This is a genomic window from Arthrobacter sp. HS15c, assembly GCF_040812005.1.
GTDB lineage: Bacteria > Actinomycetota > Actinomycetes > Actinomycetales > Micrococcaceae > Arthrobacter.
In genome coordinates this window covers 1-11,275 of sequence record NZ_JBFOHM010000018.1, presented here as the reverse complement: position 1 = coordinate 11,275, position 11,275 = coordinate 1, and the positions used below count along the sequence as shown (strand labels likewise).

General features: G+C 65.4%; 9 protein-coding genes. 3 read left to right on the top strand and 6 right to left on the bottom strand.

All coding sequences use genetic code 11. The annotated features are described in order from the left end of the window. Positions 1–160 precede the first annotated feature (160 nt). Genes ABV518_RS22185 through ABV518_RS22170 form a run of 4 tightly spaced genes read right to left on the bottom strand, consistent with a single transcriptional unit; the run spans position 161 to position 5,935 of the window. Complete coding sequence (locus ABV518_RS22185; protein WP_367771780.1) at positions 161–1,303, bottom strand: M24 family metallopeptidase; 1,143 nt, start codon at positions 1,301–1,303, stop codon at positions 161–163. Further along, complete coding sequence (locus tag ABV518_RS22180; protein WP_367771777.1) at positions 1,300–3,411, bottom strand: DUF6807 family protein; 2,112 nt, start codon at positions 3,409–3,411, stop codon at positions 1,300–1,302. The genes ABV518_RS22185 and ABV518_RS22180 overlap by 4 nt, the downstream gene beginning before the upstream one ends. A 16-nt stretch (positions 3,412–3,427) precedes the next feature. Beyond that, entirely contained in the window at positions 3,428–4,597 is a 1,170-nt protein-coding gene (locus tag ABV518_RS22175; protein ID WP_367771773.1) for an acetylxylan esterase, read from the bottom strand. Positions 4,598–4,639: 42 nt separating this feature from the next. Beyond that, the gene (locus ABV518_RS22170; RefSeq protein WP_367771770.1) at positions 4,640–5,935 is read right to left on the bottom strand and encodes an ABC transporter substrate-binding protein; all 1,296 of its coding nucleotides are present in this window, start codon (positions 5,933–5,935) and stop codon (positions 4,640–4,642) included. Between the two features lie 368 nt (positions 5,936–6,303). On the opposite strand from ABV518_RS22170, the gene ABV518_RS22165 reads away from it, so the two are divergent. From ABV518_RS22165 to ABV518_RS22155, 3 genes are all read left to right on the top strand, one after another. Next, positions 6,304–7,248, top strand: coding sequence for a carbohydrate ABC transporter permease (locus ABV518_RS22165; protein WP_367771767.1), 945 nt, complete (start codon positions 6,304–6,306; stop codon positions 7,246–7,248). Then, entirely contained in the window at positions 7,238–8,179 is a 942-nt protein-coding gene (locus ABV518_RS22160) for a carbohydrate ABC transporter permease (protein ID WP_310165790.1), read from the top strand. The genes ABV518_RS22165 and ABV518_RS22160 overlap by 11 nt, the downstream gene beginning before the upstream one ends. A gap of 387 nt (positions 8,180–8,566) precedes the next feature. Beyond that, the gene (locus ABV518_RS22155; protein ID WP_367771764.1) at positions 8,567–9,925 is read left to right on the top strand and encodes an ABC transporter substrate-binding protein; all 1,359 of its coding nucleotides are present in this window, start codon (positions 8,567–8,569) and stop codon (positions 9,923–9,925) included. Positions 9,926–10,055: 130 nt separating this feature from the next. Here ABV518_RS22155 and ABV518_RS22150 read toward each other — a convergent pair whose 3' ends face one another. Then, positions 10,056–10,631, bottom strand: coding sequence for a GNAT family N-acetyltransferase (locus ABV518_RS22150; protein WP_367771761.1), 576 nt, complete (start codon positions 10,629–10,631; stop codon positions 10,056–10,058). A 307-nt stretch (positions 10,632–10,938) separates the two neighbouring features. Then, on the bottom strand, positions 10,939–11,275 hold a 337-nt coding region (locus ABV518_RS22145; protein ID WP_367771758.1), incomplete at its 5' end, for an HNH endonuclease signature motif containing protein.

Below are 11,275 nucleotides of genomic sequence, written 5' to 3'. Positions count from 1 at the left end.
CCAACCCCGGTGACACCACTCTCGGATCATCAAAAAACAGAGCGTCACAATCATGCCGGGACCGGCAGGCCAGCACACCCACATCCTGCACCAGAAAGGGGCTACGAAAAAGGTAACGAGCGTTTGGAAAAAACCTGCAGGAAGTGAGAGAGGGTTTGGCCTAGAGCTGCAGGGTGACCGGGCGTTTAAGGCCGTTCACGGTGGTGGCGGGCCAGCGGTCATCCACGGTCAGGACTTTCACGCCCGACTCCGTGAGCTGGATGGTGTCCTCGATCTTCACACCCGGTCCGGACGGGTTCCAGGTGAACGGCTGGTTGAGCACCACGGTATCGGTGGCGGCCCCGGTGACGCGCGGATCCCGCCCGGCGTAGCCCGCCGGTCCGCCCTGGTGGTGCTGCTCCCACTGCTCCGCGCAGAAGCCGTGGCGGACGTAGGCCGCCTTGATCTCGCCGAAGATGCGGTCCAGCCGGGCGCCGGGGACCGTCGCGTCGAAGATGTCCGCCTCAACAGCGGCGATCCGGGACTCGGCGTCGAGCTCGTCTGGGGTGCCGGCGTCGAACCTTACCCAGCGGGTGATGTTGGCAACCAGGCCGTCCCGGCGGGCGCACACCACAGCCATGGCGCGGCGGCCGAGCGGGGCGTGCGTGGCCAGCGGGTGGCGGAAGTCGCTGCGGGAACTGCCGTTGCACAGGAGCACCAGAGGCTCAGCGCCTGCGGCCACCACACGGCCGGCCAGGGCGGATACCAATTCAAACTCGGTGGTGTCCGGCCGGGCGGTGGACAGCACGTCGGTCACGATGCCCGCCAGTTCGGCGCTGAGGTGCGCGTAACGGGCGCTCTCGGCCGGGAGCAGCTGCTGCCGTGCGGCCCTCAGCTCGGTGGCCACCGCGGCTTCTGCCAGCGGGGTGCCGGAAGAATGTCCGACGGCGGCGGCGGCCTCGTGCAGGTTCCCGTACCAGGGCACGGTGTGGAGGGAAACGCCGGCGGGGAGTTCCTCGGCCGCCATCCGTCCGGCCTCGTTGTTGAACGTGACCAGGTGGTCGCCGTCCCGGTCCACCAGCAGCGCGGCGATGGGATCGCCCGCCAGGCTGATGTGCACCCGGCTGCCGTCCAGGTACCAGGTCAGGGCGGTGTGGGTGGTCAGCAGCAGGGAGTCCTGCCCCTTGGCGTCCAGGATGTCCAAAACGCGGCGCCGCTTGACCTCGCGGTCTGCCGTGTTGGCGGGCGCTGTCCGCGTGCCGGTGGATTCCGTACCGGTGGGCGGCGTCAGGAGTGGTACTGGTGTGGTGGTGGTCTGGCTCATGAGTTGTCCCCCTGCGACTTGATCAATGTTTCGATGTCTTGCGTGCCCAAAATCCCGTCGGCGATGAACACAGTGACGCGGCGGCGCACTCCGGTGCCGGGTTCAGCAATCACGGGGGAGTCCCAGGCCAGCGACTGGCCAACACCCGGGTAGCCGTCAACGCGGACGAACCACGGGTCGGCGGAACCTTCCGAGGCGACAAACACCAGCGTGGCGGTGCCGCTGGCGGCACTGTCTTCCGTGCCGCCGTCGGACGTTCCTGCATTGAAGCTGCCGGACCAGGCGAGCCACGGCGTGACGCTTCCGTGCACGGCAGCCTCGCCGGTGGAAGCTTCCCCGGCCACGCCAGGCGTCCATACCGTTGCCCCGGGGCATTCCGGAAGGCGCCAGAAGAATCCGCCGTAACCGCCCTGGTGGCGGCCGTTGGAACCGGGGCTGCCCAGGCTCACCGGCTGATCGCCGGCGGGGGAGAGCTCAAAGTCAAGGGTGAGGCGCCAGGCGGAGGAGCCTGCCGCAGCCCACGTCCAGGTGCGCTGCTCGGTCAGGACGGGAGCGCCGTCGGGCCCGTTCCAGGACAGGGTCTCGGCCAGCTGGCCGTCCTGCTGCGACGGTTCGCCCGTGCGGACGATGGTTCCGTGGTCCGGCCGCCAGACGTATTCGCCGGCCGCCCGGGTGTAAGTGCGGCCGCCCCAGAAGTTGACGCCGTCCACGTCCTGCAGGGCAACGCCCACGCCCAGGTGCCACACGTGGTCCAGCGGCTGGTGGTCGGTGACCACCGTGCCGGCCAGCGTGCGGACGGGGTGGAGGTAGGGGCGGGGCGAGGACACGGCCCGGATGTGGCTGCCGTCCTGGTAGTCCGCCACGGCGTGGCCGCCAAGGTCGAAGGTCTGCACGGGCGGGAGGCTGCGGGCCCAGGGGACGCCGAGCTCGGCAAAGGTGGCCTGGGCCTTGGCCGCGCGTTCGATGAGTTCAGGGATGCCGTTGACGATGGGGTGGGCGTCGTCGCCGTCGCCCTCCCAGGTGATGTGCGCAGCCGGGATTTCCTGCGGGTCCGGGGCAGTGCGGATGGCTTCCAGGACGGAGGTGAACGCGCCGGTGTCCGCCAGGGCGCAAAGCAGGGGAGTGCCGGTGGCGCGGGCCGCGAGCAGGTTTTCCAGCAGGTCAGTCCGCCCGAACGTCTCGCGGCGCTCACCGGCCGCGGTGGTGGTGACCACTTCGTCCTCGGTGTAGAAGAACGTGATGTCGCCCTTTGTGCCGTGAACGGTCACCGACGGCCTCCGCGGCTCCGGGGCGCAGAGCGTCAGGCCGCACAGCAGGGTCTGCCCGGCCTCAGTACGTACGCGGATCACGGAGGTGTCGTCGCTCTGGGTGTCGTTGGCCCGGTAGAGGTCGGTCTCCACGGACGCGACGTCGGCCAGGGTGTGCGCGCCGGCCATGTGCAGCCCGGTGGCCACCGCATGCGCCAGCGCGTTGGTCGCCACGCCGTCCACCACATCGGTGCCATCGAGGCTTCGCTTGCCCGCCCAGCGGGACCGCTTGAAGTACCCCTTGGTCCGCAGCCACATGCCCTGCGCACTCAGGCCAAGGACATCTCCGATCCCACCGGAAGCGATCGACTCGCGGATCGCCGGCAGGGCGAGGGACCCCAAGCTCTGGAAGCCCACCTGGACGAGCTTCCCCGAAGCGTCAGCCGCAGCCAAAACCTCCTGGAACTGCGCCATGGAGGCCACCGGGGGCTTTTCCACGTACACGTCACATCCGGCTGCCAGCGCAGCCAGTGCCAGGGGCGCGTGCGTCTGGATGGGGGTGGCCAGGACGACCACATCGGGAGCGGTTCCCGAGGCCAGCAGCTCGTCCAGGGTGGTGAAGACCGCCACGGAAGTGCCCAGCTTGCCGTCCTGCGGAGGATTGGGGTCCGCCACGGCCACGAGTTCGACGGCGCCGGCCGCCTCCAGCCGGGCAAGGTTGGCCAGGTGCCGCTCGCCGAAGCCGTGGACGCCCACCAGGGCTATCCGCGGACGGGCGGTCGGAGCGGTGGCCGAGCCGGTCGCCGCGGCAGAATGCGGTGCTGTGGTGTCTGGTGCCGCGAAGGCGGATTGCTGAGTCATCGATGGTCCTCGGTGCCTATGGAGTGGAAAGGGTTGAGTGGTGGTGGACCGCGGGGCTTCCGGCGCCCAGGGCCCTGGAGAGGTAGCTGATGGCTTCATTTTGCATTTCTGCGGTGAAGACGTGCCCGCCCGGCCAGAACCTTCCGGTGTAGGAGCCGGCCGGATGGATCGACTCCAGGATCCGGTGGGCTTCGCGCATGCCGTCCTCGGGAAAGAGCTGGTCCGCCAGGGCGTACTGCACCAGGAATCCGTCGGCGCCCGACGTAGACGTCAGCTCCGGCCAGTCACCCAGTTTCCAGAGCCCTGGCGTCTGGAGCAGCCAGGAATGGGCGTCCAGGTAGGCGGGCAGGAGGGACTCGAACGTGGCCATCATGCATGTGACCACGTAGCTCTTGATCCTTGGGCTCAGGGCCGCCAGCGTGAGGGACCGGCCGCCGCCGCCGGAGAAGCCGATGCAGCCCAGCCGCTCCGGGTCCACTCCCGGCATGGATCCCAGGATGTCCAGCGCCGCCAGGTCATCATGGGCCACCATCCCGGCTAGGCTCGTGCCGAGCAGGCCCGCCGCCTTGGCCACGGTGTCCTCGTGGAAACCGGCCGCGGCGTTGTACAGATCGGCATCGGTTGGTTCGACGCCGTCCTCCCGCCACTGCGACTTCCTTGCCTCCAGCGCGGAGGCAGTCCGCCACGGCGGCACGGAGAGGTCGAAGCGGCGACTGCCCCAGGCAAACGTGTCATGGGCCAGCACGGCAAACCCGGCCCGGGCCACCTCGGTGGCGAGGGCCTGGCCGTCGTAATGGCCGGCCCTGGCCGCCGCCGCGGAGGGGTGGGAGTGCGGAAGCTCCACGAGCCGGTCCGCTCCGCCAAACTTGTTTCCGCCGTGGCAGTGCAGTGCAAGGACGCCCGGCAGCGGCCCGGAAGCTCCGGCCGGGCGCACGAGCCAGCCAGTGGTGCGCGGGCCGAAGCCCAACTGCCAGCTGAGCTGGGAGGTGGTGACGCCGTCGTACGTTTCCTCCCAGTGGACGGTGGCATCCGGCCGGGGGACGGCTGCCGGAACGCCCAGGGCATCCGCGAGGTCCTGCGCTGCCGGGGTAGCTGCCTGGTGGCGGGGCTGGTTCCGGACGTAGCCGGGCAAGTCCTCATAGCCGGCGATCGCGCTGGGCCGCGTGGGCTCGTGTGGTGTACTCACTTGCCTGCCTGTGTTCGAAGGGATGGTCGGCGTCGTTGCGGGTCAGCCCAGGTTCTGGTTGACCTCGGAAATCATGCCCTTGGCCGCGTCGCGCGGGGACACCTTTCCGAAGAGTACATCCGTGTTGTATCGGTTCAAAACCTCCAGCGTGGACGACGATCCGGCGGGGAACGGCTTCGGAGCTGCAATCTTGAGCTCGGCGATGCGGTCCAGGTAGGCGGCTTCCTTCTGCTGTGAATCCTTCAGGAGCGGGGTGATGCCGGCCTTCAGCTCGGTGTTGGCAGGCATTCCGCGGTCACTCTTGATCTTCTTGGCCGCGTCCATGTTGTTTACGAGGTAGTTGATGAAGAGGGCTGCTTCCTTGGGCTGGGCCGACTTGGAGGAGATGGCGTACTCCATGGAGGACCGGAGCCACGCGCCGGGCTCCTTGCTTTCACCGGGCATCTTCATCATGACCAGGGGAGAACCCGAGTAGGAGGTCATCTGGTTGCTCCAGGAGATCTTCATGCCCTGCTTGCCCTGGCCCATGAGGGTCAGTTCGGGCTGGGCGGAGCCGTCTTCCACTGTCTGGGATGCCGACGGCGCCCCGCCGGTTTCCATCAGCTTCTTGTTCAGCTCGAACCATTTCGTCAGGGTGTCTTCGCTGATGCCCATCTTCTTGCCGTCTTCGCTGTACAGGTCCTCGCCGTTCTGGCGGGCCCAGACTGCAAGGAAGGAATCGTTGGCCATGGGGGTGGTGCCGAAAGTTCCCTGCGGCGACTTCTTCGTGATTTCGGCGGCGATGTCCGCAAAGTCGTCCCAGGTCCAGGTCTCGTCATCCGGGAGTTTCACGCCGGCTTTTTCGAAGACCACTGGATCGATGACCATGGACATCGAGTTCACGCCGGCGGTGATGGTGTACTGCGTGCCGTCGATCTTGCCCAGGTCCACGGTTCCCTCCGCGAACTTGGAGGTGTCCAGCTGGTCCTTGACCTTGGCCAGGTCCAGCAGCACGCCGCGGCTGGAGTATTCGCTGGGATATGAACCGCTCATGGCGAAGACGTCAGGGGTGGTGCCGCCGGCGATCTGGGTGGCCATCTTGTCCCAGTAGGAGCTGAACTCGGTGTTTTCGCCCTGCACCTTGATAGTGGGGTTGGCGGCTTCGAAATCCTTGATGACTTCGAGGGTGGTCTTGGCGCGGGAGTCATTCCCCCACCAGGCGAACCGGAGGACCACAGGGTCCTCGACAGTACCCACCTTTGCAGTTTGGCCACCGCCGCCACAGCCGGTGAGAACCAGCGCCAGGGCCGCCGTGGCTCCGGCGATGCCCAGTGAAGACTTGTTGAGACCAAACCGCATTGTCGTGCCCCTTGGGTGTTGAAGTATGGGTAGAGTGATTCTAGTTACAGAAAACGCTTTCTCAAAAACTAACAAAGGGCTGTACAGGAGTCAAGAAACCGTTTACTTTGGTACGGAGCCGCTTTTTCATCGTCCCGCCGGGCGGCGGCAGATCCGGACCGCGGAAACAGCAACAACCGCTGCTTGCAGCACCAGGAATCCGCCACCGGAGGCGGGACGCATCCAGATCGCCCCGGCGATCAACCCCAGACGTGGAGGGCCACGATGACCAAAGGAGACCACATGGCCGCTAAACATATCCCCAGGACGCCCCGGCCGGCATGCATGCCGGCACCGGCGGGCCTGCTGCGTGAAATGGAGTCACCGCAATGAGCGCCATCAGCGAACTCAGCACAATTTCCCGTCGTAAGGGCAAGGCCACCGCGGAGGAGAAGAAGGCCAACGGCCGGGACAACAAGGCCGCCTATATCTTCCTCCTCCCGTGGCTGGTGGGCCTGGTCGCCATCACCATCGGCCCCATGCTGATGTCCCTCTACCTGTCCTTCACGGATTACAACCTGCTCCAGCCGCCGGAATGGACCGGCCTGGACAACTTCACCCGGATGCTCAGTGACGCCCGGCTGCACAACTCCCTCCGGGTGACCTTCACCTACGTGTTTGTTGGTGTCCCGCTGCAGCTCGCGGTGGCACTGCTGATCGCGCTGGTGCTGGACAAGGGCCTGCGCGGCCTGCCGTTCTACCGCTCGGTGTTCTACTTGCCGTCCCTGCTGGGCGGTTCGGTGGCCGTTGCCATCCTGTGGAAGCAGATCTTTGGCACTACCGGCCTGGTCAACCAGGTCCTGGCGATGTTCGGCATCCAGGGACCGGGCTGGATCTCGGACCCCAGCACCGCGCTCGGCTCCATCGTCCTGCTCCACGTGTGGACGTTCGGCGCCCCGATGATCATCTTCCTGGCCGGCCTGCGGCAGATCCCGGTGATGTACTACGAGGCCGCAAAGGTCGACGGCGCCACCACCCTGCAGCAGTTCTGGAAGATCACGCTGCCGATGCTCAGCCCGATCATCTTCTTCAACCTGGTCCTGCAGATCATCGGTTCGTTCCAGTCCTTCACCCAGGCGTTCATCGTCTCGGGCGGCAACGGCGGCCCGTCGGACTCCACGATGTTCTTCACGCTGTACCTCTACCAGAAGGGCTTCGGCCAGTTCGATATGGGCTATGCCTCGGCCATGGCTTGGGTCCTGCTGGTCATCATCGGTGTGTTCACCGCTATCAACTTCATCGCTTCCAAGTATTGGGTTTTCTATGACGACTAAGCTGCAGACGCTGCCCGCCCCGGACAGGAAGACTTCCGGCGCCGGCAAGCCTAAGAACCACCGCAAGCCCCGGGAATCCCGCGGCACCCTGGCGTTCAGCCGGTCACAGCGGACCAGGGCCCTCATCAAGCACGCCATCCTGATCCTCACGGGCGGGCTGATGATCTACCCGCTGCTGTGGATGGTGGTGTCCTCACTCCGGGCCAACGAGCTGATCTTCCGCGAACCCGGACTCTGGCTCAACAGCCTGGAGATGAGCAACTACACCGACGGATGGTCAGCCCTGACCCACCCCTTCGGCCACTACATGCTCAACTCCGCGATCGTGGTCATCGGCTCCATCCTGGGCAACCTGATCTCCTGCTCGATGGCCGCCTACGCCTTCGCCCGGCTCCAGTTCACCGCCAAGAAGCTGTTTTTCGGCATCATGCTGCTGACCATCATGCTCCCGTTCCACGTGGTCATCGTCCCGCAGTACATCCTGTTCTCCCAGATCGGCTGGGTAAACACGTTCTGGCCGCTGATCGTGCCCAAGCTGCTCGCCACGGACGCGTTCTTCGTCTTCCTGATGGTCCAGTTCATCCGCGGCATTCCGAAGGACCTGGACGAGGCTGCACGCATCGACGGCGCGGGCCACCCCCGCATCTTCCTGCGCGTCATCCTGCCCCTGATGGTCCCGGCCCTGGCCACCACCACCATCTTCACGTTCATCTGGACCTGGAACGACTTTTTCGGCGCCCTGATCTACCTCACGGACCCGGATATGTTCACCGTTCCCGTCGCGCTGCGCGCCTTCGTGGACTCGCAGTCAGCCACGAGCTGGGGATCGCTGTTCGCGATGTCCATCGTGTCCCTGCTCCCGGTCTTCCTGGTGTTCCTCTTTGGCCAGCGGTTCCTCATCAAGGGCATCGCCACCACCGGCATCAAATAGGCTAAGCCCCGCAGCTTTACCTTCGGGCTCACACCCGAAGCCGACGGCCCGTCCCACCGGACGGGCCGTCGGCCGTTTTGCGCCCGGCTGGGCGCAATACGGGGGGCCTGCATTGGAATGTCCGACGGCGGCACCTCCTATGCACGTGAGGTCACCGCGTGCGGCAACATCCGGCGTCGGTACGCCCTGAGATGACGACGGCCCCACCCGCGGAACATCCGACGTCGGCCTGCCGCTTGGTCGGTACTCCTGCGTGGGCGAGGGTCCGGCAGTTATTCAAAATAGCCTCTTGTAATACAAGTGCTCAACTTGTAGTATCAGACTTAAGAAAACGCTTCCTCGTTTTCACATCCCCAGCAACAAGATCAAAGAAGATCGGAGTATCCAGTGCCGCTTTTTCCCCGCTCTAAGTCTGCTGCCCAGAACCGTTCGGCAGAGACACCCTCCAATGGCGCACGGCGCCGGTTCCGCAAGACAGGCGTGGTCGCCGCTGCAGCCGCCGCCGTTCTCGCCCTGAGCGCCTGCGGCGGGGGAGCCTCCCCGCAGAGCGCCGACGGAACCGTCGAACTGCGTTTCTCCTGGTGGGGCAGCGACAAGCGCGCCCAGCTGACCCAGGCTGCCATCGCCGCCTTCGAGGCCGAGAACCCCAAGATCAAGATCAAGCCCGAGTACGGTGACTGGAGCGGCTACTGGGACAAGCTGGCCACCCAGGTTGCCGCCAACGACGCCCCGGACATCATCCAGATGGACGAGAAGTACATCACCGAGTACTCCACCCGCGGCGCACTGCTGGACCTCTCAAAGTATGAGATCGACACGTCCAAACTGGACGAAGCCGCGCTTAATGCCGGCAAGAGCGAAGACGGCCTGACCGGTGTCGCCGCAGGCATCAATGCCGCCACGATCGTGGCCAACCCGGCTGTGTTCAAGGCTGCCGGTGTGGCGCTTCCGGATGACAAGACCTGGACCTGGGAAGACTTCGGCCGCATCTCCGCCGAACTGACCGAGAAGTCCCCGAAGGGCACCTACGGCTCCGCCGCTTACGGTACGGACGAGGCTTCCCTGGGCGTCTGGCTCCGGCAGAACGGTAAGTCCCTGTACACCTCGGAAGGCAAACTGGGTTTCGAGCCGGCCGATATTGCCGAGTGGTGGAAATTCCTGAAGGAACTCAGCGAGAAGAAGGCTGTCCCGTCGGCGTCTGAGGTTGTCGAAGCTGAAGCTGCACCGCTCGACCAGAGCGGCCTGGCCACGGGCAAGAACGGGCTGGCCTTCTGGTGGTCGAACCAGTTGCCGGCACTCGAGAAGGCAGCCGGCAGCGACCTCCAGATCCTGCGGTTCCCGTCCAAGACCGGCAAGGCTGCCGACACGAAGCTTTGGTACAAGGCTTCCCAGTTCTGGTCCGCTTCCTCACGCACCAAGCACCCCAAGGAAACGGCCAAGTTCATTGACTTCCTGGCCAACAACGAGAAGGCCGGCCAGGCACTCCTGGCAGACCGCGGTGTGTACCCCAACACCGAAGTTCGTGATGCCATTGCGTCCAAGCTGACCCCCGCTGACATCAAGGTGGTCAAGTTCATCGACCAGATCAAGGGTGAACTTGGCGAGGCTCCCGCCCCGCCGCCGAAGGGCGCCGGAGCAATCCAGGAGATCGTCAAGCGGTACACCTCCGAGGTCCTCTTCAACAGGCTCTCGACTGAAGAGGCCGGCAAGAAGGCCCACGATGAAATGAAGTCGGCCATCAGCTGATCCCCGCACCATTCAGTCCTCACACCGCCAAAACGGCTCCGGACGTCCTCAGCCTCCTCCAAGGGACGTCCGACGGCGGGTGGCAGCTCCGCCCCGGCAGGAACCATTGGTTCCGCCGGGGCGGAGCTGTTTAAGCTTCGTTGGGGCTGGGAACCATTGGCGTGCCCGGACCCGATCCGGCGCAGCCGGGCCGGCTCCTGGGGCCGATCTCTTTATTCATCACCACACGCGGCCAGGCATTCAGACCGTGCTGGTTTTCCTCTTGCACGACCTGGCGCAGACCATCGGACCAGGCTTGTTCGGGGACATGAACGAAGCCGAGGCGCTCATAGTAGGGCGCGTTCCAAGGGACGTCCCGGAAAGTTGTCAACGTCATTCCATCGAGGTTGTGTGCGGCGGCCCATCGTTCCACGTGGTCGATGAGTGAACTGCCGAAACCCTTGCGGCTGTGAACCGGGTGGACCGTGACCTGCTCGATATGGGCCCAGTCATCAATAACGACTACAAGAAGGTACGCAATGGGATTGTCGGCGGCGTCGGTGGCAACCCAAGCCCTGCCATCGCGCAGATAAGGTGCCAAGTCTGCCTCCGACAGTGGAGGATCGTCCGCTATCGTGTCCATCCCGATCTCGCGAAAGAGCTCTCCGGCCGCGACTTCGATGCCACGAATGCGCGGCAGGTCGGCTGGTCTCGCTGCCCTAATCATGTGTCCAGTATCGTCCCCTGCATTCCTGCATTCCTGCATTCCTGCATTCCTGAGGTCTGTGCAAGGCCGCCCGGGTCATGGCCGGCCCCTCATTCGGTGAGTGTCGGGCGGTTGCTGGTCATTTCGCACGTCGCGGGTCATTTTCGTTTGAGGCTTGCTGGTCCAGGCCCTTGTGCGTCGAGCCATCATCGCCCCGTTTGTCAGCCGCCGCGGGCCCGCCGGCACCGCCCACACCCCGCCGGGCACCGCCCGCCAGCCAACCCGCCAGTAGCGCCCGGGCGCTGCCGTTTGTTGCTGTGGGCGTGGGTTATTCGCGGGGTGGTGGTGGGGGTTTGAAGTAGTGGTTTTGTTGGGGTTTTTGGGTGGGGTCGATGTGGGGTGGGGGTGTGTACCAGGGGACGCCGTTTTGGGTGGTGATGGTCCATTGTTCTTTGTGGACGAGGTGGTGGTGGTGGGTGCAGAGGAGTGCGCCGTTGCTGAGATCGGTGGGGCCGTTGTGGGACCAGTAGGTGATGTGGTGGGCTTCGCACCAGGGTGCGGGGGTGGTGCAGTTGGGGAAGGTGCAGCCTTGGTCGCGGGCGGTGAGGGCGGTGCGTTGGGCGGGGGTGAAGAGCCGGGTTTTGCGGCCGAGGTCCAGGATTTCG

Excerpts from the sequence above, each read along its gene's own strand:
- ABV518_RS22185 (WP_367771780.1), bottom strand. The coding sequence starts at position 1,303 with ATGAGCCAGACCACCACCACACCAGTACCACTCCTGACGCCGCCCACC.
- ABV518_RS22180 (WP_367771777.1), bottom strand. The coding sequence starts at position 3,411 with ATGACTCAGCAATCCGCCTTCGCGGCACCAGACACCACAGCACCGCAT.
- ABV518_RS22170 (WP_367771770.1), bottom strand. The coding sequence starts at position 5,935 with ATGCGGTTTGGTCTCAACAAGTCTTCACTGGGCATCGCCGGAGCCACG.
- ABV518_RS22165 (WP_367771767.1), top strand. The coding sequence starts at position 6,304 with ATGAGCGCCATCAGCGAACTCAGCACAATTTCCCGTCGTAAGGGCAAG.
- ABV518_RS22160 (WP_310165790.1), top strand. The coding sequence starts at position 7,238 with ATGACGACTAAGCTGCAGACGCTGCCCGCCCCGGACAGGAAGACTTCC.
- ABV518_RS22150 (WP_367771761.1), bottom strand. The coding sequence starts at position 10,631 with ATGATTAGGGCAGCGAGACCAGCCGACCTGCCGCGCATTCGTGGCATC.